Annotated in this window: 22 protein-coding genes; 11 read left to right on the top strand and 11 right to left on the bottom strand. The window is 50.6% G+C overall.

What is annotated here, in order from left to right:
• Window positions 1-90 precede the first annotated feature (90 nt).
• Complete coding sequence (gene envZ, locus CSR04_RS02220) at window positions 91-1,407, bottom strand: two-component system sensor histidine kinase EnvZ (RefSeq protein ID WP_102794593.1); 1,317 nt, start codon at window positions 1,405-1,407, stop codon at window positions 91-93.
• 21 nt (window positions 1,408-1,428) lie between these two features.
• Window positions 1,429-2,157, bottom strand: a complete 729-nt coding sequence (ompR, locus tag CSR04_RS02215) for an osmolarity response regulator transcription factor OmpR (RefSeq protein WP_102794592.1) — start codon at window positions 2,155-2,157, stop codon at window positions 1,429-1,431.
• 247 nt (window positions 2,158-2,404) lie between these two features.
• Between ompR and CSR04_RS02210 the strand changes: the two genes are divergently transcribed.
• Window positions 2,405-2,812: an OsmC family protein gene (locus CSR04_RS02210; RefSeq protein ID WP_102794591.1), complete on the top strand. Its 408-nt coding sequence runs from the start codon at window positions 2,405-2,407 to the stop codon at window positions 2,810-2,812.
• A 227-nt stretch (window positions 2,813-3,039) separates the two neighbouring features.
• On the top strand, window positions 3,040-4,017 hold the full coding sequence (locus tag CSR04_RS02205; protein ID WP_102794590.1) for a PEP-CTERM sorting domain-containing protein: 978 nt from the start codon (window positions 3,040-3,042) through the stop codon (window positions 4,015-4,017).
• A gap of 13 nt (window positions 4,018-4,030) precedes the next feature.
• On the opposite strand, the gene CSR04_RS02200 is transcribed toward CSR04_RS02205, so the two are convergent.
• Window positions 4,031-5,242, bottom strand: a complete 1,212-nt coding sequence (locus tag CSR04_RS02200) for a glycosyltransferase (RefSeq protein ID WP_102794589.1) — start codon at window positions 5,240-5,242, stop codon at window positions 4,031-4,033.
• A gap of 9 nt (window positions 5,243-5,251) precedes the next feature.
• A complete protein-coding gene (locus CSR04_RS02195) occupies window positions 5,252-6,154 on the bottom strand; it encodes a phosphoribulokinase (RefSeq protein WP_102794588.1) in 903 nt (300 codons plus the stop codon).
• Window positions 6,155-6,342: 188 nt separating this feature from the next.
• On the opposite strand from CSR04_RS02195, the gene hslV reads away from it, so the two are divergent.
• Together hslV and hslU are read left to right on the top strand one after the other, a co-directional pair.
• Window positions 6,343-6,867, top strand: coding sequence for an ATP-dependent protease subunit HslV (hslV, locus tag CSR04_RS02190; protein WP_102794587.1), 525 nt, complete (start codon window positions 6,343-6,345; stop codon window positions 6,865-6,867).
• A 70-nt stretch (window positions 6,868-6,937) separates the two neighbouring features.
• On the top strand, window positions 6,938-8,266 hold the full coding sequence (gene hslU / locus CSR04_RS02185) for an ATP-dependent protease ATPase subunit HslU (RefSeq protein ID WP_102794586.1): 1,329 nt from the start codon (window positions 6,938-6,940) through the stop codon (window positions 8,264-8,266).
• A 68-nt stretch (window positions 8,267-8,334) separates the two neighbouring features.
• Here hslU and CSR04_RS02180 read toward each other — a convergent pair whose 3' ends face one another.
• Window positions 8,335-9,027 carry a hypothetical protein gene (locus CSR04_RS02180; RefSeq protein WP_102794585.1) on the bottom strand — a complete coding sequence of 231 codons (693 nt, stop codon included), beginning with the start codon at window positions 9,025-9,027 and terminating at the stop codon, window positions 8,335-8,337.
• On the bottom strand, window positions 9,020-10,273 hold the full coding sequence (locus CSR04_RS02175) for a GGDEF domain-containing protein (protein ID WP_102794584.1): 1,254 nt from the start codon (window positions 10,271-10,273) through the stop codon (window positions 9,020-9,022). The genes CSR04_RS02180 and CSR04_RS02175 overlap by 8 nt, the downstream gene beginning before the upstream one ends.
• A 292-nt stretch (window positions 10,274-10,565) precedes the next feature.
• On the opposite strand from CSR04_RS02175, the gene CSR04_RS02165 reads away from it, so the two are divergent.
• From CSR04_RS02165 to CSR04_RS02155, 3 genes are all read left to right on the top strand, one after another.
• Window positions 10,566-10,994, top strand: coding sequence for an ATP-dependent zinc protease family protein (locus tag CSR04_RS02165; protein WP_102794582.1), 429 nt, complete (start codon window positions 10,566-10,568; stop codon window positions 10,992-10,994).
• 175 nt (window positions 10,995-11,169) lie between these two features.
• On the top strand, window positions 11,170-12,075 hold the full coding sequence (gene rimK, locus CSR04_RS02160) for a 30S ribosomal protein S6--L-glutamate ligase (protein ID WP_102794581.1): 906 nt from the start codon (window positions 11,170-11,172) through the stop codon (window positions 12,073-12,075).
• Window positions 12,072-13,100, top strand: coding sequence for a succinylglutamate desuccinylase/aspartoacylase family protein (locus tag CSR04_RS02155; RefSeq protein WP_102794580.1), 1,029 nt, complete (start codon window positions 12,072-12,074; stop codon window positions 13,098-13,100). The genes rimK and CSR04_RS02155 overlap by 4 nt, the downstream gene beginning before the upstream one ends.
• Here CSR04_RS02155 and CSR04_RS02150 read toward each other — a convergent pair.
• Together CSR04_RS02150 and CSR04_RS02145 are read right to left on the bottom strand one after the other, a co-directional pair.
• The gene (locus CSR04_RS02150; RefSeq protein WP_102794579.1) at window positions 13,095-14,207 is read right to left on the bottom strand and encodes an MJ1255/VC2487 family glycosyltransferase; all 1,113 of its coding nucleotides are present in this window, start codon (window positions 14,205-14,207) and stop codon (window positions 13,095-13,097) included. The two genes, CSR04_RS02155 and CSR04_RS02150, sit on opposite strands and share 6 nt — an antisense overlap.
• A 102-nt stretch (window positions 14,208-14,309) precedes the next feature.
• Window positions 14,310-14,822 (bottom strand): phosphatase PAP2 family protein, encoded by a 513-nt coding sequence (locus CSR04_RS02145; protein ID WP_102794856.1) that lies wholly within the window; start codon window positions 14,820-14,822, stop codon window positions 14,310-14,312.
• Window positions 14,823-15,039: 217 nt separating this feature from the next.
• Between CSR04_RS02145 and rraA the strand changes: the two genes are divergently transcribed.
• Together rraA and CSR04_RS02135 are read left to right on the top strand one after the other, a co-directional pair.
• Window positions 15,040-15,525, top strand: a complete 486-nt coding sequence (rraA, locus tag CSR04_RS02140; protein WP_102794578.1) for a ribonuclease E activity regulator RraA — start codon at window positions 15,040-15,042, stop codon at window positions 15,523-15,525.
• Window positions 15,526-15,531: 6 nt separating this feature from the next.
• Window positions 15,532-16,554, top strand: a complete 1,023-nt coding sequence (locus CSR04_RS02135; RefSeq protein ID WP_102794577.1) for a formimidoylglutamase — start codon at window positions 15,532-15,534, stop codon at window positions 16,552-16,554.
• A gap of 65 nt (window positions 16,555-16,619) precedes the next feature.
• Here the strand turns inward: CSR04_RS02135 and CSR04_RS02130 are convergent, their stop codons facing one another.
• The 3 genes from CSR04_RS02130 to typA form a co-directional block, all read right to left on the bottom strand.
• A complete protein-coding gene (locus CSR04_RS02130) occupies window positions 16,620-19,664 on the bottom strand; it encodes an efflux RND transporter permease subunit (protein ID WP_102794576.1) in 3,045 nt (1,014 codons plus the stop codon).
• A 10-nt stretch (window positions 19,665-19,674) separates the two neighbouring features.
• Window positions 19,675-20,778, bottom strand: coding sequence for an efflux RND transporter periplasmic adaptor subunit (locus CSR04_RS02125; RefSeq protein ID WP_102794575.1), 1,104 nt, complete (start codon window positions 20,776-20,778; stop codon window positions 19,675-19,677).
• A 220-nt stretch (window positions 20,779-20,998) separates the two neighbouring features.
• Complete coding sequence (typA, locus tag CSR04_RS02120) at window positions 20,999-22,834, bottom strand: translational GTPase TypA (RefSeq protein WP_102794574.1); 1,836 nt, start codon at window positions 22,832-22,834, stop codon at window positions 20,999-21,001.
• 470 nt (window positions 22,835-23,304) lie between these two features.
• Here typA and glnA point away from each other — a divergent pair, with 470 nt between their 5' ends.
• Window positions 23,305-24,714: a glutamate--ammonia ligase gene (gene glnA, locus CSR04_RS02115; protein WP_102794573.1), complete on the top strand. Its 1,410-nt coding sequence runs from the start codon at window positions 23,305-23,307 to the stop codon at window positions 24,712-24,714.
• Window positions 24,715-24,810: 96 nt separating this feature from the next.
• Window positions 24,811-25,311 carry a DUF4124 domain-containing protein gene (locus CSR04_RS02110; RefSeq protein WP_102794572.1) on the top strand — a complete coding sequence of 167 codons (501 nt, stop codon included), beginning with the start codon at window positions 24,811-24,813 and terminating at the stop codon, window positions 25,309-25,311.
• Window positions 25,312-25,360 lie beyond the last annotated feature (49 nt).

Here is a 25,360-nt window from a genome sequence, read left to right as displayed (position 1 = left end):
TAGTACCAGCCGCCCGGGCAGCCGCAATGTAAAGCAAGGGTGTGGTAGGTTAATGGCGTGATAAAATTGTAAAATTCTGTGTGTGCGCTGCTAAGGTAATTTGCCGCTGCTGTCAAGCTTGCTCGGCAAAGCCACTTTGGCAACCAGTCCTCCATCCGGATGATTTTCCAGCCTGATACTGCCAAGATGCATATCAACGATGCGTTTAATAATGGCCAGTCCCAGACCCGAGCCGAGGCTGCCCCTAGCCTTGTCGCCCTGCGTAAAGGGTTGAAACAGATTGTCGATTTGATCTTCAGGAATACCCGGGCCATGGTCACGCACACTAAAGCTCACTTCGCGGCGCTTTTTGTTATAGCCAGAACTAATCTCTATATGTGGGCTGCCGTAACGAAAGGCGTTTTCAATCAGGTTATCCAGCACGCGCTTAATCGCCACTTTGCGCAGCTGTAAGTCCGGCACCTCGGCCAGTTCAAGCTTGATGTGGTGATTCTCTTCTATATCCCTGACGCGCACTACATCGTCAATCAGGCTGTTAAGGTTAACTCTCTCCAGTTTCTCCTGACGGTCCTGGCGCACATAATTGATAAACTGGTCGATGATATCGTTCATATCCTCAATATCATGATTAATGCCATCGCGAATCCATTCCTGTTGGTCTGGTAACATTTCGGTGGCCAGACGGATACGGGTTAACGGCGTGCGCAAATCATGGGAAATGCCTGCTGTCAGCAATGCCCGGTCGTCTTCAAGCTGCTTAATACCCCGTGACATCTGATTGAACGCACGGGTTACCGCCATAATCTCACTTGAGCCACTTTCTTTCAGCGGGGCTGGAAAATTACCCCGGGCCACGGCCATGGCGGCATGTTGAAGGGCCTGCAGGGGTTTGTTAAGGCGCCGCACAAATAACCAGCCGCCCGCCACGCTGAGTACACCAATGACCATCAGATAGATGGTCAGTGGTGAAATGTCGGTTTCGCCCAGACCCTGCATGGGAATGGTGATCCACAAATTGGGGTCCTGTGGAGGATTGACCCAGAACATATAAGGATCGCCCGGCGTAATACGTACATCGGCACTGCCACCCAGGCGCTCCGACATTTGTCTGGATAATGACTGATAATGTCTGGCCTGGTCCAAACCCTGTTGTCTGGCCTCTGCTTCGGACAAAATGCGAATACCCGTGGCATCAAAGAATTCCCTGTGTAAATCAGGGTCCTGATGGTCCAGTCCTTCCAGGAAAATCACATTAACCTGATTAGCCAGCAGATGATTGATCTGCTGGTAAGTGGGACGAATAAAGTAATAGGTCACCGACAGGTAAGACACCACCTGGTTGATCAACAGCAATAAACCGATCAGCAGTACGGTCTGACCAAAGGCGCTCTTAGGCAATACACGCATAATGTTAATTGATATTCAGAACTAGGCGTTCTTCTTCTCACCATCCGGCACAAACACGTAGCCTAAACCCCATACCGTCTGAATATAGCGAGGGTTGGCAGGGTCGTCTTCCAGCATACGACGCAGACGCGAAACCTGCACATCAATGCTGCGCTCCAGCGCACTGTAGTCGCGGCCTCTGGCAAGGTTCATCAGTTTATCTCTGGACAATGGCACTCTGGGGTGGGTCACCAAAGACTTAAGTACGGCAAATTCACCACTGGTCAGTGTCATCGGCTGACCGTCTGCATTCATTTCACGGGTGGCTAGATTAAGACTGTATTTACCAAATGTGACCATTTGTTCTTCTTGCGAAGGTGCACCAGGTGCTTCGGTAGTACGACGACGCAATACAGCCTTAATGCGGGCCAACAGCTCACGCGGATTAAAGGGTTTGGGCAGGTAATCATCTGCACCCATCTCCAGGCCGATTATGCGATCTACTTCATCGCCTTTGGCTGTCAGCATCACAATAGGGATTTCATTTTCGCGCTGACGCAGGCGACGACAAATGGACAGGCCGTCTTCACCGGGTAACATCAGGTCCAGCACCATCATATGGAAGTTTTCCCGTTCCAGCAGCCTGTCCATTTGTTCTGAATTGGCTGCCGTTCTGACCTGATAGCCCTGCTCAACCAGATAGCGTTCCAGCAAGCTACGCAGACGCATATCATCATCAACTACCAGTACCTTAGGTGTTTCCTGTCCCATTGCTTATTTACCTGCAAAAAATACCGCTGATATCCAACACCAAAAGGGGACTTGGTGCAACTCAGCCACAATGTTTGTCACTATAAGGTAAAGCATAAGTAAATTAAAAGCTTGCCTGCCTGACATGTGCAGTTGTTACAAAGTTTGTGTGTCTGCATGGCGCTGGCGTAAAACCTTACCTTTAGGCAAAATAACCGCAAACAAACGCGTCTGGCCACAATGTGCCAGGCACTATGGAGTGAAACGAATGCAGGCATCAGTTAAGTGGGTGGATGGTTACCGCTTTGTTGGCACGTCAGACAGCGGCCATGCGGTAGTGATGGATGGTGACAAAAGTAGCGCCGCCAGTCCGATGGAAATGGTGATGATGGCCGCGGGCAGTTGCGCCTCGGTGGATGTGGTCAGCATCCTGAAAAAGGCCAAACAGAAAGTAACAGGTGTTGAAGTGAAACTCAGCGGTGAGCGTGCGGATGCCGTGCCCGCAGTATTTACCAAGCTGCATTTACACTTTGTGGTCAGTGGCCAGGATGTAAGTGAAAAACATGTGGAAAGAGCGGTCAATCTGTCGGCCGAAAAATACTGCTCTGTGTCTATTATGCTGGGTAAATCGGTTGCAGTAAGCCACAGTTTTGAAGTGCTTGAAGCCGAGTTCTGAGATTAAATCTATACTCAAAAGGTCAACACGCTCTACTTATGTCCAGTTTTTTTACAGCGCTAGGTTGGTATTTTTCCAGTACTGGCTTTTGATTATTTGTATCTCTTTGAATTGTATAAATATTGTCCGGCGTTTGGTTGCTGGCACTGACTATGCATAAGACGAATTTGGTCGGTTGTGAATCGGCATAGTGCCGGTCAGACTGTCAGTAATCTTTGGAGACGTTTATGCAAAAGTCCGTTATTTTTCGGCCAAAATCTCTGAGCCTGGCCGTTGCCACTATTCTGGGTGTGGCCGTTATGCCAGCCCAGGCAACACTGTTAAATTACACTATTTCCACTGAGACCGGATACCAGATAGGTGATCCGCTGTATGACGAGGACAGCAACAGCGATTCTGATCCAAGCTGGTCTTCGTCCTATATCGACAGATACGGCTCAGACGCCGACACGTCGGGTGGGGCCAGCGGCAACGATGTAGGTTGGATGTATTCCCGCTCTTATGGCGTGGGCGCGCATTACCATCAATTTTCTACTGTTACCCAATCCGTTGATGTTCTGAACAGCAGTGGCCTCGCCCAGCTATATAGTTATGATTTCAGCATTAACCGGGGCTCCCTGGATGCTGAAAACTATGGCTTTACCACGTCGGAAGAGTTTTCCACCGCGGGTTATATTGTTGATATCAGCGTAGACGGCAACTCGCTATGGAGCAGCATGTTTACTCTGGATACTGATATCAATGGGTCACAGGCAACCTATTCCGGCACTATGCTCGGCAGTTACCAGAATGGCGACAGCTACTACTGGTGGTCCGCCTTTTCCGACACCCTGAACCTTGGTGTATGGGGAGCAGGTGAGTCGTTCAATCTGACCTACAGTATCACGACCTTTGTGCAAGGTAATCACCTGAAAAGTTGCGACAACGGTTATGGCAATTATGGTACGGCAAACCTGGCAAGCGTCAGTGCGGTTACCGAGGATTGCGGCTATGGTGAATACGGCGAATATGGTTACTGGGGCTCTTACACTGGCTATACCTATGCGCAGTTTGGTGACCCAAATGGTTTCAGCACCGTGCCTGTTGCCTTTAACGACAACAATATCAGACAAAACTCCACCTCGGTGCCAGAACCTGCCAGTATCGCGCTGTTAGGTGCGGGCCTGGCTGGTCTGGCTTTCCGTCGGCGCAGGAAAACCCAATAGCATTATTGTATGGCTATGCAAAGCCCGGTGTTAAGCCGGGCTTTTTGTTTTCCAGCAAGGTTTGCAGTGCTTCCAACATTCCCTGCTTTTGCTCCTGATGAGAAAAACCCGCATAAGTGTTGGCAAATGCCGTCAGGTTTTGTCTGAGTGTATCGTCATTCAATATTCTGTTTATTTTGTCGGCCAGATTCTGGTAGTCGCCTTCGGGGGGGATAAAATATGCAAGATAGCGGCGACACAGTAGCTCCGCCAATATCCATTGTTCAAGCTGCTTGGGCAGCAATAGCAAAGGTACGGCATTAAGCAGCATACCTGACAGAGTACCATGGCCGGCATGACAGATGACTAAATCGCACTCAGCAGCTACCGCAGCCAGATTAACCGCATCCCGATGCCAGATAAACTTAGGGTATTGCGCCATTACATCCTGCTCTATACCGGAAATATGTAATGACACGGCCGCATCCAGTTCATGCAATTGCTGCAAAATGGTTGGCATGGCAACGAAATCCTGGTGCAGATAAACAAATATTCTGGGTTTATTTTCCTGTGTCCACTGCGGCAAAGCACCCTGCTCAAAATCGAAACAAGGGCCCCAATATTCTGCGTCCTGGCGTTGTGAGTAATGATCAAACTCTGGCAGAGTACAAAGAAAACAATCGTCGGCCTGGCCAAACAACTGACTAAAGTACGCCAGGGGCGGCTTCTTGGCACTTTTCAGGAAAGCATTGCACTGTGACAGGACCTGGTCTTCGGCACCACTTTGTTGTTCACCAAGCAAATGACTCAGTAAGAAGGGTAAGGGTTTAGTGTCGGGCGGGATAAAAAAGCCGGTGCCCATTAGCACTCTGGGGATGTCGGCAGCATGGCTCACCAACAACGCTGTGGGAGCATGATCTATCAGCACAATATCGGGTTGCAGCTCAGTGAAAATATCCAGCCAGGCCTGGCAGCGATTTAACGTGTTTTGTTGATCATGAAAGCCGTTGTTAACCAGAATTTCCGCCAGATTGCGGGTTGGGTTATGTTTAACTTGTCTGTCTGTGGCCGGTGTGGCACGGATATCCTGGATCTCGGGTAGCATTTTACGGCTGACGTCCAGGTTTTTTGTCACACAACTCACCCGCCAGCCTTGTTCCAGCAAACGCAATGCCAAGTGCCGGAAATTCAGCACATGACCGTAGCCCTGACCCAATTCCCAACAATAAAGCAGATGCGGGGCCATGTTTGTTCCTTATTTTTCCGCCACCCAATCCATCTGGAAACTGGCGCGGCGTTTTTTATCCATCAATTCTTCGATTAGGGGAGACAGGATCAATTCCATTGCCAATCCCATTTTGCCCCCAGGTACCACTATGGTATTGATTCTGGACATAAAGGCACCTTCGATCATCTGCAGCAGATAAGGGTAATTGACATTGCGCATTTCACGGCGAAAACGTACCACCACAAAACTTTCGTCATGGGACGGAATTTCCCTGGCGCTGAAGGGGTTGGAGGTGTCTACCGTGGGCACCCGCTGAAAATTCACATGGGTACGGGAAAACTGCGGGGTAATGTACTGGAAGTAGTCGTCCATACTGCGCACGATACTGCTCATCACCGCCTCGCGCGAGTGACCGCGGTCGGTGGTGTCGCGCACAATTTTCTGGATCCATTCCAGGTTAACAATAGGCACCATGCCGACCAGAAGATCCACATGTTTGGCGGCATCGGCTTCGTCTGTTACCACGCCGCCATGTAAGCCTTCGTAAAACAGCAGTTCGGTACTTTTGGGCAAGTCCTGCCAAGGCGTAAAGGTGCCGGGCATCTGATTGAAGGGCACTGCGTCGTCAAAGCTATGCAGGTAATGGCGGTATTTTCCTGAGCCGGTCTCACCATATTCCTTAAACAGGTTCTCAAGTAGCACAAAATCATTGGCTCTGGGGCCAAAATAGCTGATATGCCGACCTTGTTCCTGGGCCTTGCGGATCTCCACTTCCATTTCCGGACGGGTAAAACGGTGGAAACTGTCTCCTTCCACAAAGGCCGCATTCAAACCCAGATTGCGGAAAATATGGCGTATGGCATTGGTGGTCGTTGTGGTGCCTGCACCGGAAGAACCCGTAATGGCAATAATGGGGTGCTTTGCTGACATGATTATGTTGGTTTGGAAACCGAACGCTATTTATAAGCAAGGCGACTTAGAGGGTCAAGGAATTCAGTGTCAGTCTGGTGATTCAATGAGGCCATTTGTTTCACTTGAAAATTCTCTGCTCAACCCCAAATACAGGCTAATCTCATATGAATATCCGCCAGACGGATACGAATTCTTAAGGAGTCCGGGTGACTACGATAGTTTCAGTTAGGCGCAATAATCAGGTTGTCATCGCTGGCGACGGCCAGGTGTCTCTTGGCAATACCGTAATGAAGGGCAATGCCAGAAAAGTTCGCCGCCTTTATCAGAACAAAGTTCTGGCTGGATTTGCCGGTGGTACGGCGGATGCGTTTACCTTGTTTGAGCGCTTTGAATCCAAATTGGAAATTCATCAGGGGCATCTGATGCGTGCTGCGGTGGAATTGGCTAAAGACTGGCGTACTGACCGAATGTTAAGGCGTCTGGAAGCATTGCTGGCGGTGGCTGATGAAACCGCGTCGCTGATTATTACCGGTAACGGTGACGTATTGCAGCCTGAAATGGATTTAATCGCCATTGGCTCGGGTGGCCCTTTTGCTCAGGCTGCGGCAACCGCTTTGCTGCAAAATACCGAACTCAGTGCTCGTGAAATCGCCGAAAAGAGCCTGACCATTGCGGGTGATATCTGTGTGTTCACCAACCACAATCATACCGTTGAGCAACTGGATTACTGATCAATTTTCAGGGGGCCTGAACTGCTTAGGCACCCTGATACCCATAAATTTTGCAATATAAGGTTTATCCATGTCGGAAATGACCCCCAGAGAAATTGTCCACGAACTGGACCGCCATATTATCGGCCAGCAGGGTGCCAAACGTGCCGTGGCCATCGCCTTGCGTAACCGCTGGCGACGTATGCAATTGAATGAAGAGCTGCGTCATGAAGTCACCCCCAAAAATATCCTGATGATTGGCCCAACCGGGGTGGGTAAAACCGAAATCGCCCGTCGCCTGGCCAAACTGGCAAACGCCCCATTTATTAAAGTAGAAGCAACTAAGTTTACTGAAGTGGGGTATGTAGGTAAGGAAGTGGAAGCCATCATTCGCGACCTGGCCGATATCTCGGTGAAGATGACCAAAGAACAGGAAATGGCCAAAGTACGCTACCGTGCTGAGGAAGCGGCCGAGGAGCGCGTACTGGATGCCCTGCTACCCCGTCCTGAAAATGTCTGGGGTGAACGTGAAGAAGGCCAGGACAAGGGCACGCGCCAGGCGTTTCGTAAGAAACTGCGTGAAGGGCAGTTGGACGACAAAGAAATCGATGTGGATGTAGCGCTGCCGCAGATGGGGGTGGAAATTATGGCCCCACCCGGCATGGAAGAGATGACCAACCAGCTGCAAAGCATGTTCCAGAACCTGTCCGGTTCCCACAAAAAGAAGAAGAAGTTAAAGGTCAAAGAAGCCTTTAAGCTGTTGATTGAGGAAGAAGCTGCGCGTTTGGTGAATCAGGAAGATCTGAAAGAGAAAGCGCTGTATAACGTTGAGCAGAACGGCATCGTATTTATTGATGAGATAGACAAAATCTGTAAAAGGGAAAATACCAGTGGCGCTGACGTTTCCCGCGAAGGCGTGCAGCGTGACCTGCTACCACTGGTGGAAGGCTCAACCGTCAGTACCAAGCACGGTATGGTGAAAACCGATCATATTCTGTTTATTGCCTCTGGCGCGTTTCAGATGGCCAAACCATCGGATTTAATTCCGGAGCTGCAAGGTCGATTGCCCATCAGGGTAGAACTGAGTGCGCTTACTGCCAATGACTTTATTCGTATTCTGACCGAACCTAATGCCTCACTAACCGAGCAGTATTCGGAGCTTATGCGTACCGAAGGGGTGGAAGTAGAGTTTACTCAGGATGGTATTGAGCGCATTGCGCAGGCGGCCTGGCAAGTCAACGAGCGTACCGAAAACATTGGGGCCAGACGATTGCATACGGTGATGGAAAAGCTGATGGAAGACATTTCCTTCAGTGCGTCTGAAAAACAGGGCGAGAAATTGCTGATCGATGCCGACTATGTCAAAGGCCACCTGGACAGCCTGGTGGAAGATGAAGATCTAAGCCGTTTTATTTTGTAAAGTTAAGGGCCTGCGGGCCCTTTTTTACTGGGTTGGAACAAAATCTATACTTGAAAGATAAACAGCCCCTAGCCTGTGTTGGTCCTTTTGGTATGGTTGTGCAGCCGTATTTGCAACTGAGCGTTTTTCCATGCCCATACCGATAGCAGCACATGCAGATTAAGCATCAATATCAGTCCCCATTCCACCGCATTTTCCAGTCTCTGATACTGCTCGCCCAGGCTGGCGTCCAATAACAGAGAAAACAGCGCCAACAGCAAGGTCATTGCACTAAGTGCGAATAAGCGACGACCATCCGTGCGGGTTTCTGTTTGCCTGGCAAGGGTTGACGCGAGCAGCAACTGGCAAATAAAAGTCAAACCAAGATAAGTGATCACGCCGCTACGTCGCAGCAGGTAGGGAATGTTGCCATCATGGCCGAGGCTGAGTGTGTAGCTAATTAAGGCCACACTGGCCAGACCGCCACACCAGCCCAGGGCCCTGTTTTTTTGTCCGGTCAGACCCTGAAGCCAGGCTTGGTTGATCAACCAGTATAGCGCCAGCAGCACCATGGCGGTGATCATACCGCCCTTAAACACAAAGTAGGCAGTGCCCTGTCTGCCGGTGGCGCTAATGCTATAGCAGTCCAGCCAATAGGGGTTGCACCAGGCCAGATAATTCTCATAACCACTGAGCAGCAGACAAATATGTGTGGTAAACAGTGGCAGCAGCGCCGTCAGCAAGCCTAACCGGTAAAGTTGAAGCTGGGCTAAATCAGACACACACGCGGTTACGACCCAGGTCCTTGGCCTGATAAAGACGGTTATCAGCCTCAACCAACATGCTGTGGCCCAAATCGCTGTCCAGCTTATCACTGATACCGAAGCTGATAGTGACATGCAGTTCACTGGCCAGTTGATGCCAGGGCCAGGCTTCTACCTTGGCACGGATTCTGTCAATTAAACCCTCTGCCTGGCGTTTATCGGTATGGGCCATCAGGATCACAAATTCCTCGCCACCGTATCGGGCTAACACGTCGGCCTCCCGAATTTCTTTTTGCATCAGCACTGCGACCTGCTTTAGCACGGCGTCACCAATATGGTGTGAGAATCTGTCATTGATTTGTTTAAAGTTATCAATATCGCCTAAGGCTAAAGCCAGGGCGTCCTGATAGCGAATCGCCTGGTGATGCATCAAGCGAAATTGTTGATTGAAGTAGCGACGATTATGCAGGCTGGTCAGCTCATCACGCAGTGACAGCTCCTGCATGGCTTCCGCCTGAGCTTTGATGGTTTCATTGGACGCTTTAAGCTCAGCGTAGGTGTTATTCAGCTCCTGGGCCATACGGTTGAATTCCCTGGCCAGCAGCGCAACTTCATCCTTACCTTCCACCTGCACTCGCTGATTCAGGTTGCCTTTGCTCATTTCAATGGCTGCCCGGGTCAGAGCCTGTAAGTGTTTTACCAGCTGGCTACCCATGGTTAAACTTAGCAGCAATGTCACGGCCAGACCTGCTGCAGCTCCAATCAACATACTGCGGCTTTGGATCAGCAAATAGGACTTATCCTGGTCGGTAAGCGGAAGTTCACCACCACCTAATGCATACCCGACTAATTCACCATCCAGGGTCAGTGGATTGGCTTGTTGCAGTTGCTCAGCACTAAGTTGCTGACCTAATTCATATTCAAAAAACGGGAGAAAAACAAACCCCTGGTGATCGGTCAGAACGAAGCGAAAACTGTTGGAAACTGTTGGTCGCTGATCGCTAAGGGCTGGTCTGATTGGAGCCGCTTGGCGATTGCTTAGATACTGATTGATCAGAAGTGCAGATTGACGACCACCCCACTCCTGATGATCCTGGCGGAACTCTTCGATTGCGCGCACAAAACCCTTGAAGTGCACTTCCCTGGCTTCATTGACAAACCTTTGCTCCAACAACCAAGGCGTAATCAGTGCCATGACACTAATTGCGGCAAGGCTGGTGATCAGCATAGATAAGGTCAGTTTAGTGCGCAACGAATTCAACAACGACTTCTCCTGCAAATTCCTTGTCCCTGGTTATTCACCAGATGTTCCCCCTCAAACTAAGAGGTGGTTGTTTGCTGGCATGATAGAACAATTTACCGGCAAGTACAGCGGCAATGCCCTGGCTGAAGAAAATTACTGCGGGTAGTGTAATAAAATTGCCTGCCATTGGCGCGATATTTGCCAAAATCACAGGGCAGAATAGATTTTATTTTGGAAACTTTTGCCAATCGTGCTATATCGCAGCACAATTTAAGCAAGCACAAAGCCTTTGGCTTAAATCCAGGACAAACACATGATGACACTCGGCTGGAGGGAATGGGGCGGTTTACCCCAATTGGGCATAAAGCAAGTTAAGATGAAAGTGGATACAGGCGCGAAAACATCCTGTCTGCACGCATTTCAATTAGATCCTTTTGAACGGGATGGGCAGACATGGATTCGCATTCACCTGCACCCGGTTCAGGATAACAACGACATTGAACATGTGTGCGAAGCCAGAGTCGTTGACAGGCGCAAAGTGAGAGACTCGGGTGGGCACGAAGAAGAGCGATTTGTGGTGGAAACCGAACTGGAAATCGGCGGACAACGTTATCCCATCGAGCTGACTCTGACTAACAGAGATTCCATGCGCTTTCGCATGTTGCTGGGGCGACAGGCCATGTGCGGACGTTTTTTGGTTGATCCACAAGCTTCCTATCTGCTTGGCCAAGCTTTAAGCTGAGGAAATCAAAAAGGAAAACGCTTCCCGTTGAATTGAAAAAGCGTCAGGTGACTGCCACACTGAGGCCGGCACATTGCCGTGCGTCGGCGCCTGACGACCGGGATTGCACAGTATTTCAGGTCCAGTGCCTGCTGCAGGCCAGGGTCATTATCATTTTATTACAAGGTTTCGTACCATGAGAATCGCCGTTCTTTCGCGTAACAACAGTCTGTACTCCACCAGGCGCCTTAAAGAAGCCGGTGAAGCAAGGGGCCATGAAGTGCATGTGATTGATCCCTTGAAATGCTACATGAACATCAATATGCAGAGTTCTTCTGTACATATTAAGGGCAAGGAACTGCCTGAGTTTGATGCCATTATCCCGCGTATTGGTGCATCTATTACTTTTTACGGCACCGCCGTGCTTCGTCAGTTTGAAATGATGGGGGTATACCCGCTGAATGAGTCGGTGGCCATCAGCCGCAGTCGCGACAAGTTGCGCTCTTTGCAACTACTATCCCGCAAGGGCATCGGGTTACCTATCACTGGTTTTGCTAACCAGGCCAGCAATATACCTGATTTGATTGAGATGGTGGGCGGTGCACCGCTGGTGATTAAACTGCTTGAGGGAACCCAGGGTATCGGAGTGGTGTTGGCCGAAACCCGCAAAGCCGCCGAAAGTGTGATTGAAGCCTTTATGGGGCTTAAAGCCGATATTATGGTACAGGAATACATCAGCGAAGCCGGTGGTGCAGATATTCGTTGTTTCGTTATTGGTGACAAGGTGATTGCTGCCATGAAACGACAGGCCAAGCCGGGAGAGTTCCGCTCCAACTTACACCGCGGCGGCAGTGCTTCCCTGGTGCGCCTTACCCCGGAAGAACGCAGTACCGCAGTGCGTGCCGCCAGAACCATGGGGCTGAATGTGGCGGGTGTCGATATTCTGCGTTCCAATCACGGCCCGGTGGTGATGGAAGTCAATTCATCGCCAGGTCTGGAAGGTATTGAAACCGCCACAGGTAAAAATATTGCCGATAAGATCATCGAATTTATCGAGAAAAATGCCAAGGCCCACAGCACCCGAACCCGGGGCAAGGGCTGATGGCCAGACAGCCGGCTTTTGAACTGGCAGATCAACGTATCCCTGCCGGTAGTCAGCGCGGTATCAAGCTACCGGCAGCCAGGCTATACAATGACACGCCCATGGATTTGCATGTGGAAGTGTTACATGGTCAGAAGGCCGGGCCCACATTACTGGTTTGTGCGGCCATTCATGGTGATGAGCTGAATGGCATTGATATTTGTCGGCGTCTGATTAAAAAGGTCAATCCCAAGCGCCTGAATGGCACTTTAATGGTGGTGCCAATTGTTAATGTGTTCGGCTTTATTCAGCAAACCCGCTATCTGCCGGACAGACGTGACCTGAATCGTTGCTTTCCAGGCTCACAGCGTGGCGCATTAGGTAGCAGGCTGGCGCATTTGTTTTACAGCCAATTGTTGCAGCGCGCTACCCATCTGATTGATCTGCACACAGGTGCGATTCATCGCAGTAATTTGCCGCAAATTCGCACAGATATACAGGATCCTCAGGCATTACAGATGGCGGAAGAGTTTCACGCACCGGTTATTTTGCATGCCAAAGAAAGGGATGGCTCGCTACGGGCCTGCGCATCTGAGCTGGGTGTGCACTCGATATTATACGAGGCTGGTGAGGCATTGCGCTTTGACGAAACCTCGATACGCACCGGTTTGAATGGCATTCTTAATGTTATGAAAAGCCTCGGTATGTCAAACCGGCGAGGGAGCCGCAAAAAGTTTGAACCTATGGTGGCCAACAGCAGCCAATGGGTGCGCAATGAAATGGATGGTTTGATTGTCAGCAAAGTGCGCCTCGGTGATCTGGTCAGCAAAAATCAGATACTGGCTTATTCCACTAACCCTCACGGGGATAGTGAAGTACCTATCCGCTCCCCTCTTGATGGCATTATTATAGGTATGTCCAACATACCCATAGCCAATGAAGGGGAAGCGCTGTTTCATGTGGCCAAGTTTGAATCCGAACTCATTGATCAGGCGGGTGAAATCGTTGACGCCTTTATCGAAGATTTTGAGCCCCGGGTGCTATAGATTGCTCTGACTGGCCACCGGTTTCTCATTTTGTGTCTGCAAGGGCTCGTAATCGGCCAAATGACGTTTCAGTCGTTCAGGAAACTGGACTTGCTGCCATAGCTGATTGCAAATGGACTGAGTATCCTGCCATTGACCCTGTAACAACCAATCCACCAGGATCTGCGGGTCGCTGGGAAACGCGATGGGCTCTGCCGCTGGTAACTCCAGCCAGGCTTCCACTTCTTCGACATCCAGACTGGACATACTTTGGCATAAGCTGAGCTGTTCCAGGGTAAGAATATTGGAAAGCTGTTCAAACTGGCCATGCAGAGGCTTCAATAACAGCTTCTTACCCAATTTAAGACATTCGCTGGACAGTTCAAAGCCACCGTTGGCTATCACGCCGTTAGCGGATTGCAGGGCCAGATGAAAACGTTCCTTGCTGGTTTGACGCCACTTAATGTGACCCTGATCCGAATCCTGGCGAATGTCGGGATGAAAACACAGGAAATTCACTTCACTGAGCGGATCCAAAAACTGGCCAATATCTTCAATTGACTCAAACGGTAGGTAGACCAATACATGATCAGCACCGGAATCAGGCACGTATTCATCTTCAATAAAGGGCGGCATGATGGGAAAACCAAAGTGATACCAGTGCACCCCCAGTTGAATTTTGGATGGCGCAAAATACTTCAGTACCAAGCGGTTAATCAGGTTGTCTCCCTGCTTAGGCACATTGTGTCGGAATGAATCCTGATGGCTGATGGAAATACAAGGAACATTCTGCCGCTTTGCTGCCCAGGCACTAATAGGTTCAAAGTCGTTGATAACCAGGTCATAGCCACTTAAATCCAGAGACATCACATCACGCATAAAGCGCACAGGCCTGAATGCCTTAAAGGTACGCCAGTGGTCTATGGCGCCTTGATGATGGACAAAGGTGAATCCTCTGCGGGTCTGATAATCACCAAACACCTGCATGTCAAAATAGCGGTCTTCATCGCGGCCCGAAAACAGATAATCCACCTGAATATCATCCCGCTGATTAAAGGCTTTCGCCATTACCCTGGCGCGGGTTGTATGACCATTACCAGTGCCTTGTACGCCGTAAAGTATTCTCATGGTTGCTTCCCTTTCCCTGGGGCTGATAGACAAACTAATGCTTCTAAACGACAAAATGGATTCATGAATAGACGGATCCCGGACAACAGAGACGGACAGATATCAGGCTAGCAGAGACAGGCTGAACAGGGAAATAGTCAACCCCAGACTGGCTCCGGCCAGAATGTCACTGGGGTAATGCACACCCAGCAGCACTCTGGACAAACCAATGGTGGCGGCCCAGGCGTACACCAATAATGTGAAACCTGGGTAGTAGTGAGCAATAAGGGAAGCCATCAGGAACGCCGCTGCGGTGTGGCCTGAAGGCAGACTGAACTTATCTGATGGCGAAATATGTGCGCTGAAATTACGCAGCAGGTCGCACGGACGGGTCCGTTTGAACAGTTTCTTCAGTACTACATATATAGGGAGTTCCAGCGCGTAGGCCAGCAAAGCAGTATAGAGAAACAGGTCGCCATGCGTGGGCTCAAACATCCATAGAACCAGGCCGAGTAACAGATACAAGTGGCCATCACCGGTTCTGGATATCCAACGAATCGGTGTACAATTCCGTCCGGCTGTTTTGTTAAATAGCCAGTAGAAAAGCTGTATATCTGCGCGGGCAAATAAGTTCATATCTGTATAAACCTTGCTCATTTGCCAGCCAATCCTAAGAACCTAGTGTGAATAAAAGGTGACAAAAGCAAGAAGACTTTGTGACAAATGCGCCCCAAAGCCAGCCTTGGCCAGTTTTAGATGAATTTAGCTGTTGCGAGTTCCTGCAACAGATGGACAGCCTGGAAATACTCACAGTATACTGGGTTGCAACCCACCCAAAGCAGATGGAAACCTCATGGATTACAACACTTCCGAACTCTGTGACTTGTTTGCCGATAGTGTCGACGTGGTAGAACCCATGTTTGTTAACTATGGCGGTCGTCGCTCCTATGGCGGTGCTATCACTACAATCAAGTGTTTTGAGGACAAGGGCCTGATTGAAAAGGTTCTGCAGCAGCCAGGTAAGGGCAAAGTGCTGCTGGTGGACGGTGGCGGTTCACTGCGCCGGGCTTTGATCGATGCCAGCACCGCACAGTTGGCGCTGGAAAACGAGTGGGAAGGCATTGTCTGTTATGGCAGTGTGCGAGACGTGGATAGCCTGGAAGACATGGAAATAGGCGTGCACGCATTGGCTTCCATTCCGGTTTCTGCCGAATATGAACAAATCGGTGAGGTCGACATTGCGGTTAATTTCGGTGGGGTCACCTTTCTGCCGGAAGATCACCTTTACGCCGATAGTACCGGTATTATCCTGTCCCCAGAGCCACTGGATATCGAATAACGCATTATGTCCTTGGTGCGATTTCTGGATGGCGAAGCAGTGTTGCAGCTTTGCAACACCAGACCGGGTGAGACAAAACTGGGTCAGGCTGTGCAGTGCATGGGCAACTTTGCTGATTATGCCGAGGCGTATGCCGCAGGGTGTCGCTTTGCACTAGTTGGGGTACCTGAACAGGTTGGGCCTACTGCCAACTGCGGCAAAGGTGGCGCACAACTTGGCTGGTCAGCCTTTCTGAGAACTTTCCTTAATTTGCAGGCCAATAGCTGTCTAAGTGGCGAGAATATTCTGCTGCTTGGCGAAGTGATTTGTGATGACCTGCCAGCCAGCACAGAGCTTGCCGAGTTAAGAACGCAGTGTGAGGAGATTGACAGACGCTTGGTCAGTGCCCTTAAACCTGTGTTTGCCGCTGGAATAACCCCGCTGGTTATCGGCGGTGGACATAACAACGCCTACGGCATTATCCGGGCCTGCAGTGAATCAGGCGGGCAGCCGTTGGCGGTAGTGAATCTGGATCCCCATAGTGACTTTCGCCCGTTAGAAGGCCGCCATAGTGGCAATCCGTTTCGCTATGCCTATCAGCACGGCTATCTGTCACACTACGCGGTATTGGGATTGCACGAACAAAAGAATTCCTCAGACGCGCTACAGGCGCTGCGCGAGGCCGGTTTTCCGTGGTTTAGCATCCAGCAGATATGCTGGCGGCGGGAACTCAGTTTTGAGCAGGCTCTGACAACCCTCTGCGACTACTTACTGGCATCCGGCAAGCCGCTGGGTCTGGAATTAGATGTGGATGCTATCTCTGAGTTACCCAGCAGTGCAATGACCTTTGCCGGAGTCAATCTGAATGATGCACTTTACTACGTGCACCATATTGCCTCGCAAGCAAATACTCAATATCTGCATCTGGCCGAGGGGGCACCGGAGCGCCACCCTGCGGGCATCGAAGCAGGAAGCCGGGTGGTCGGCCAGGCTCTGAGTGAACTTGTCTGCACCTTTATCAAGGCCAGATCCGAGCGTCCGCAGGCTTGATAACCCGAAAGCGGATCGAATCGGATTATCGAGCCTACCAAAGGCGCAATGATGCGCCTTGATACTTACGCGCGTTTAACCCTGAAGAAGGCCGCGTAGAGCACCGGCACCACTCCAAGGGTTAACACCGTCCCGATTCCCAGACCAAAGGCAATCACACTGGCCATGCCATGAAACAGCGGGTCACGACCGATAATCAGCGGCAGTAATCCCATAATGGTGGTGATGGTGGTCATGGCAATAGGACGAAGTCGGGTCAGACTGGCGGCGACTATTGCCTGGTAGTCCGTTTTACCCTCGGCCTTTTCAATTTCAATCCGGTCAATCAGCACGATGGCATTATTAATCACTATACCGGCCAGGCTATACAGTCCCAATGAGACCATAAAGCCAAAGGGGGCCTGAGTGGCAAACAGGCCGATAACCGCGCCAATAAACGCCAGTGGAATGGTCAGCACAATCACCAGAGGGCGGCGGAAGGAGTTAAACTGTGCCACCAGTAAAATCAAAATCAGGCCCAGCACCATTGGCATACTGGCGCTCAGGGCCTTTTGTGCAGCGGCTGACTCAGTGATAACACCGTCATATTCAATATGATGATTGATGGGCAGATCCTCTGCCAACAGTTGTAATTTAGGGTCTACCAGACGTTTCAGATCTTCCGCCGCCATATGGGTATTGCGCGCTTCTACGCTGATGGTACGGAACATATCTTCGCGATGAATGATGGAGTACTGATTGACCGGGGCAAACTCGGCAACCTGGAACAGTGGCACGGCCAGGCCGGTCTTCTCGGAATAGACATTCAGAGTGCGCAGGCGGTCAAGATTGCTGCGCTCGGCGTCGGCAGCCCGCAGCATAACCGGGATAATATCGTCACCTTCGCGAAACTCGGTGATAACTGCCCCCGAGAAATAACCCTGCAACGCGGTGGCAATATCACTGGAGGTCAGCCCCGCCCGGCGCGCGCGGTGCTGGTCCACCTGCACTTCTATCTTAACAATACGGTTTTCCCAATCACTGCGAACATCCAGGGTATGTGGAATGTCGCTGAGCAGCGCCATAATCTGCTGCGCCTTGGCATAAATGACGTTTTCATCCGGACCTTTAACCTGAATTTTTATAATGCTGGAATCCGACGGACCCAGGAACATTTTCTTTACCCGCGCGGCGATGTTGGGGAAGTCACTTTCAAGGGCCCGGTCCAGCTCAAGGGTCAGGGCAGACAGGTCGACACCTTCATGCACGTTAAGCACGATAAAGCCCTTGTTTTCGGCTGGATCTTCGGGGTTCAGTGACAACACAAAACGCGGACCGCTAAAGCCCACATAGCCGGAATAACTGTCTATTACAGACTGGTATCTGTCTTGTTCCAGCCAGGTGAAAATGTCACGCATCTGTCGGTCTGTTTCTCTGGATGACGTACCTTTGGGCAGGTCGACATTAACCAGGATTTGCGTGCGGTCAGAATCCGGAAAGAACTGCTTAGGTACCAGCCTCATACTGACAATAGACAGCAGTAACAAGGCAAACATACTCAGCATAAAGAGTAACTTGTGCGCCATTACCCAATGCAGAAAAGCTTCATAGCGGCCAATCCACTTGCCATTTTTCGGCGCCTGGCTGCTTCCTTCCGGCACTTTAACGAAGTAGTAGCACAGGGTCGGCGTGACACACAGTGCCAGTACCCAACTGCTTAACAGGGTAATCAGGATTACCAGCGATATGGAGCGGGTGTATTCACCGGCCACATGTTCTGCCAACATCAGGGGCAAAAAGAAAAACACTGTGGTGGCTGAAGAACTCAGCAGCGGTAGGGCCAGTTCCTTACCACCGCGACACATGGCGTCAAACCGGTCTGCGCCTTCTTCCAGGCGACGTTTGAAATCCTCGGCGATAACAATGCCGTTGTCCACCAACAGGCCCAGGGCGATAATCAGGGTGGCCAGGCTCATGCGTTCCAGTTTTATGCCGGAGAACTGCATAACAGACAGGGTCACCAACATCACGAAGGGTACAATAGTGCCAACAATCAGCCCGGTCCGCATACCCAAAAACAGCACCACTACCACCAAAACGATGGCCAGGGTCTGCAGCACATTCACCGATACGCCATATACGGTTTTAGCCACTTGTTCGGCCTGGTAAGTGGCAATATCCAGCTCATAACCTATGGGTAAACTAGCTTCCAACTGCTTGATATGTTTGAGCATTTTGGGAGCGTAATCGAGAATGTTGTAGCCCGGCAACATGGATATGGCGAAGAATATGGCTGGTTGACCATTGAAATACGCCAGCTTATCCGGTGGATCGATGTAACCCCGCTGGATCTCCACTACATCGGTCAGGGCAATAAACTCTTCACTACCGGGAATACTCAGGTGGGTATTGGCGATATCCTCAACGGAGCGGAAATTTCCGGACGGTTCGATGACAAAACTACTGCGCCCGGTGTCTACCTGGCCGCCTGGACTGATAATGTTCTGATTTTGTAATTCAGCAATGAGCTGGCGGGGAGAGATGCCAAGTTGCGCCAGCCTGGCGTTAGAAACCTGCAGGTAAATACGTTCTTCCTGGCGACCCAAAATTTCAATTTTCTTGGTGCCTTCCACTGCATACAGTGTATCGCGGATATGCTTGGCGGCATCGTACATCTCCCCCATACCAAAACCATCAGCGGTAAGGGCCAGGGTAATCACGGAAACGTCACCAAATTCGTCATTCACCTGTGACGGATAGGTGCCGTCCGGCAAATGGCGCTGGGCCTGCTCAACTTTGTTGCGCAGATCCTGCCAGATATTGTCCAGGTTAAAGTATCTGTCGTAGATTTTTACATGAATAATCGACAGCCCGGTGGACGAGGAAGACGTCAGCTTTTTCACTTCCGGGATCTTGCGAATTTCCTCTTCCAGCTTTTTGGTGATCAGCTCTTCAACCCGTTGCGGTGCCATACCCGGGTAGGCGGTACTGACAATGGCCTCACGGATGGTAATAGTGGGATCTTCCTGAGCCGGCAAGGTAAAATAAGCTATCAAGCCGTTAACCAGGAATAACACCAGCAGCATCAGCACAGTTTTGCGATAGGTAAATGACAAAGACGTCAGGTTCATCATTCTGTCCTTAATTAAACTGACGAATTTGCTTATCCAACAGGCTGACCGCCTGGCCATCACGCAGGAAAGCAACCCCGGCTGTGGCGACTATCTCCCCTTCCTGCAAGCCGTCGGAAATATATACTTCGTTATTGATAATATTCTCGGTCTGCACCCGACGCTTGAAGACTTTTTGTTGCTGTGGGTCATAAACAAACAAATACACGGCATTGCCGGTATCGGCAGCCAGGGACGATACTGGCACGCGTAAGCTGCGACCGGCAAAACCTGAGCGACCCACACCGTCGAAGGTAATGTCGACTTCGGCGGTCATACCGGCACGCAAACGGCCATCATGTTCATTCAGCGTAATAACAGTAGGAAAGGCATTGGCCGCTTCTGCGCGGGTTCCGATTTCAGAAATTCGACCTTTCAGCACCAGCTCCGGTAAGACGGGGAAGCGTACGGGTAGCTCCATACCATTTTGTAATTCCTGAATAATGGTTTCCGGCACCATCAGGCGAACTTCCAAACCGTGCTCGCCCTCAATCTCAAACACGGTCTGACCGGCGGCTATCTGTTGTGAAGGCTCGACCCGACGCTTAGTGATTATGCCGTCGTAGGGCGCTAATAGGACACTGTCATGCAGATTTTTGCGGGCAATATCAAGCTGAGCCTGGGCCACGCCCACGGCACTGCGTGAAGATTCAAACGCCGCTTTGGCATTGTCAAAGCCGGATTTGGATACCACACCTTGTTCAACCAGTTCTGCATAGCGTTTATATTCGTTTTCGGCTTCTGTAAAACTGGCATGTGCCTGCTCCAGTGTGGCCTGGGCGGATTGCAGACTCAGAGTAAAACTGCGTTGATTCAATCTGGCCAGTTCCTGGCCTTGCTTGACGTTCTCGCCCAGATTAACACTGACACTTTCTGTCTTGCCGCTTACTTCAAAACTCAGGCTGGCCGCTTCCACTGGCGCCATAGTGCCTGACAAGCGACGCACCTGTTCCAGTGGCGAGGCCGTGGCTTCGGTCCAGGCAATGGGCCTAATCAAGGGTTTCTCATCGGGCAGGTCGTCCTGACAACCAACCAGACTGAGCAGGGCTAAGAGTAAAAGGGCAAAACGCAGCATACTGACTTCCTTAATAACAATGCATGCAAATGATAAGGAATCTTAACTCAATCTAAATGAATTTCGGGTCAGTAAGGAAATTAATCTGCTATTCCTGCTTATCGCCGATGCGTGCTCTGTGCCAGGTCGGCATATCCTTTATGTGAGGATATCGTCGCTTATGTGCATCCCTGCCACTGCGACATAAATAAAAAACCCGCACAAGTGCGGGTTTCTCTTCTTAGTCAGCGCTTCTGGAAGCACGCTTACGGTCATTTTCCGTCAGCAGCTTTTTACGCAGACGGATATGGTTGGGGGTGACTTCCACCAACTCGTCGTCATCAATAAACTCCAGTGCCCGCTCTAACGTCATACGGATAGGTGGCGTCAGGGTCAGGGCCTCATCCGTACCAGCGGCACGAATGTTGGTCAGCTGCTTACCCTTCAGGCAGTTTACTGTCAGATCGTTGTCGCGGCTGTGAATACCGATAATCTGACCTTCGTATACTTCCGCACCATGGCCGATAAACAAGCGGCCACGCTCCTGCAGGTTAAACAATGCATAAGCAAGTGCCTTACCTTTGGCGTTGGAGATCAATACGCCGTTGTTGCGTTGACCGATACGGCCACCTGCGTGCGGGCCGTATTCCAGGAAAGTGTGGTACATCAGACCGGTACCAGAGGTCAGCGTCATAAAGTCAGTCTGGAAACCAATCAGACCGCGGCTGGGTACCACAAAGTCAATGCGTACCCGGCCTTTGCCGTCTGGGTTCATATCACGCATTTCTGCTTTGCGCAGACCCAACTGTTCCATAATGGAGCCCTGATTCTCTTCTTCGATATCTACCGTCAAAGTTTCATAGGGTTCAAGCAACTGCTCGCCATCTTTACGCAGAATCACTTCCGGGCGGGATACTGCCAACTCGTAGCCTTCGCGACGCATGTTTTCTATCAGCACACCCAAGTGCAGCTCACCACGGCCGGATACGCGGAACTTGTCCGGATCAGCCGTTTCTTCAACCCGCAGTGCAACGTTGTGTTTCAGTTCGGTCTGCAGTCTTTCCAGAATCTGACGTGAGGTAACAAATTTACCGTCCTGGCCAGCGAAAGGCGAGGTATTAACCTGGAAGGTCATGGTTACCGTGGGTTCATCAACGGTCAGGGGCGGCAGAGCTTCTACATTGTCCACTGCACAAACGGTGTCAGAGATTTTCAGTTCACCCAGACCACTGATAGCAACAATGTCACCAGCGCTGGCACTTTCTGCTTCATATCTGTCCAGGCCCAGATAACCAAATACCTGACCCACTTTACCGTTGCGCTTTTTGCCATCGGCACCCATTACGGTTACCTGCTGGTTAACTTTAACCTGGCCACGCTTGATGCGACCAATGCCGATAATGCCCAGGTAGCTGGAGTAGTCCAACTGGGAGATCTGCATCTGTAATGACCCTTCCGGGTCGGCATTCGGGGGTGAAACTTTGTCAACAATGGCCTGGAACAAAGGTTCCATATCGCCGCTCTGTTGGTTTTCGTCCATGCTGGCCCAGCCCTGCAGCGCCGAAGCGTAAACAACCGGGAAGTCCAGTTGCTGGTCGTTGGCACCCAGGTTGTCAAACAAATCAAAAACCTGATCCATTACCCAATCAGGTCGTGCACCCGGACGGTCAATCTTGTTGATGACCACAATGGGATTCAGACCATGAGCAAAGGCTTTTTGCGTGACAAAGCGGGTCTGTGGCATTGGGCCGTCCACTGCATCGACCAACAGCAGTACAGAGTCTGCCATAGACAATACCCGTTCAACTTCACCACCGAAGTCGGCGTGTCCAGGGGTATCCAGAATGTTGATACGGTAGTCTTTCCAGTTGATGGCGGTATTTTTGGCCAGGATGGTAATACCACGCTCTTTTTCCAACGCATTGGAATCCATAACGCGTTCGTCCGTGCCCTTGCGGCTGTCCAGGGTGCCGGACTGTTGAAGCAGCTTGTCGACCAGCGTGGTTTTACCATGGTCAACGTGGGCAATAATGGCAATGTTCCTCAGTTTTTCCAGTGAGGTATGTTGTGAACTCATCAGATTCTCTCTTGGTGGCATGGAGCGGATGATGTCGTCATCCAAACAGGCTATTCAGTCTGAAGTGTATTTCATCCTGACTTAACAGGTCGGGTTTTATGCCGGCTTTGCCGAAATTTTCACCCAATTCCCATTTTCAGGCGGCGGATTGTACAGTTTTATCTGTGACTTTGCGATGACACTTTGTGTTTTTTACGCAGCCTTGTTGACTTTGCTTTGCAGCTAGCCGGAATTCGTCTACTTTTAGGTGCATCTTTCTGGCGCACCTCGCGCCATTTTGGTGCTTATCTGCACTATGTTGGTGCAATCCCGTGCGCCGTTTTGGTACCTTGTTCAATATGTTGCGCGTCAACAGGGCGTTGCAGAGGTAATTATTGAGTTGGCATGGAAATCGCTTTTGTCAGCAGCAGAAAATTCGACTTACCCGCAGAAGCTGAATCTGCGTTTTGAATATCAACCTGGAGGACATAATGTCAGTAGAAAAGGCACTGGACCTGATCAAAGAAAGTGAAGCCAAGTTTGTTGACCTGCGTTTTACCGATACCAAAGGTAAAGAGCAGCACGTTTCCATTCCTGCCAGCCTGGTGGACGAAGAGTTCTTCGAGGAAGGCAAAATGTTTGATGGTTCCTCCATCGCAGGCTGGAAAGGTATTAATGATTCTGACATGGTGTTAATGCCTGACGCCAGCTCAGCAGTTTTAGATCCTTTTGCTGAAGAAACCCAGGTAAACATCCGTTGCGACATTTATGAACCCTCTACCATGCAGGGCTACGATCGTGATCCACGCTCTATCGCCAGACGCGCAGAAGAATACCTGAAATCTACCGGTATCGGTGACACCGTACTGATGGGTCCCGAGCCTGAATTCTTTATGTTTGACGATATTCGTTTCCACACCGATATGGCCGGTTCTTTCTATGAAATCGACTCTATGGAAGCCAAGTGGAATTCAGGCGTTGAATTCGAAGGTGGTAACAAGGGTCACCGTCCAAGTGTGAAAGGCGGTTATTTCCCGGTTCCACCGGTTGACTCTGCTCACGATATCCGTGCCGCCATGTGTTTGGTGATGGAAGAAATGGGCTTGTCTATTGAAGCTCACCACCATGAAGTGGCCACAGCCGGACAAAACGAGATCGCCTGCCGTTTCAACACCATGACCACCAAGGCTGATGAAGTGCAAATCTACAAATATGTTGTGCATAACGTCGCCGATGCCTATGGCAAAACCGCGACCTTTATGCCCAAGCCTTTGGTGGGTGATAACGGTTCTGGCATGCACGTTCACCAGTCCATCAGTAAAGATGGCAAGAACATCTTCGCTGGTGATAAATACGCTGGTCTGTCTGAAGAAGCTTTGTACTACATCGGTGGTATTATTAAGCACGCCCGCGCTATCAACGCGTTTGCTAACCCAACCACCAACTCGTATAAGCGTTTGGTCCCAGGGTTCGAAGCGCCTGTTATGCTGGCTTATTCGGCCCGTAACCGCTCTGCCTCTATCCGTATTCCGCACGTACCCAGCGTGAAGGGACGTCGTATTGAAGTTCGCTTCCCTGACCCGGCGGCCAACCCTTACCTGGCGTTTACGGCTATGTTGATGGCTGGCCTGGATGGCATTAAGAACAAGATCCACCCTGGCGATGCCATGGACAAGGACCTGTACGACCTGCCGCCAGAAGAAGCCAAAGATATTCCAACTGTTTCTCACAGCCTGGAAATGGCGTTGGATGCACTGGATGCAGACCGTGAATTCCTGAAGGAAGGCGGTGTGATGAGCGACGACATGATCGACGCCTACATTGCCATCAAGCGCCTGGAAGTGGAAAAACTGGCCATGACCACGCACCCTGTAGAATTCGATATGTATTACAGCGTGTAAGTTTCGCTTTGCATACCAAGGCCCGCCTAGTGCGGGCTTTTTTGTTGCCGGGTCTGCGGCTACACTGCTGTAAGGCAGCTTGTAAAGGTACAAAGGATGAAACTGGCGTGGGTACTGGCATTGGTAACGTTTTCGGTTAACAGCGCCACCTTATATAAAGTCGTGAAAGCCGATGGCACAGTGATTTACACAGACCGGCCGGTGGCTGGTGCAGTGCCTGTTAGTCTGCCTAAAGCTAACACCGCCGATTCCCTTGCACCAAAACAGGTCAACTCAACGACGCCCTCCAAAAAACCGGACAAAACCTATCAATTAACCATTCTGGCGCCAGCGCATGAGGCGACGATTCGCAACAATCTTGGCGAAGTACAGGTCAGTGGCAGTATTAGTCCTAACGCCGTTGGTAGCTTCCAGTTACTGCTGGATGGCCAGGTCATGGCCACCGGTGCCAGCCCAAATTTTAACCTGCAGGGTGTGCCTCGCGGTGCACACCAGATTCAGATTCAACTTATTAACAAATCGGGCAAGATCCTTGCATCGTCTCCTGAGCATACCTTCTATCTGCATCAGGCTTCTGTACTGAACCGGGCAGATTAAGGCATCCCAACGACATAAAAGCTGGCAGCGCATTAAAATAAAGCATGCT

The organism is Bowmanella denitrificans (genome assembly GCF_002887595.1).
GTDB lineage: Bacteria > Pseudomonadota > Gammaproteobacteria > Enterobacterales > Alteromonadaceae > Bowmanella > Bowmanella denitrificans.
The sequence above is the reverse complement of the archived record's forward strand: the minus strand, read 5'-3'. Positions and strand labels throughout refer to the sequence as shown.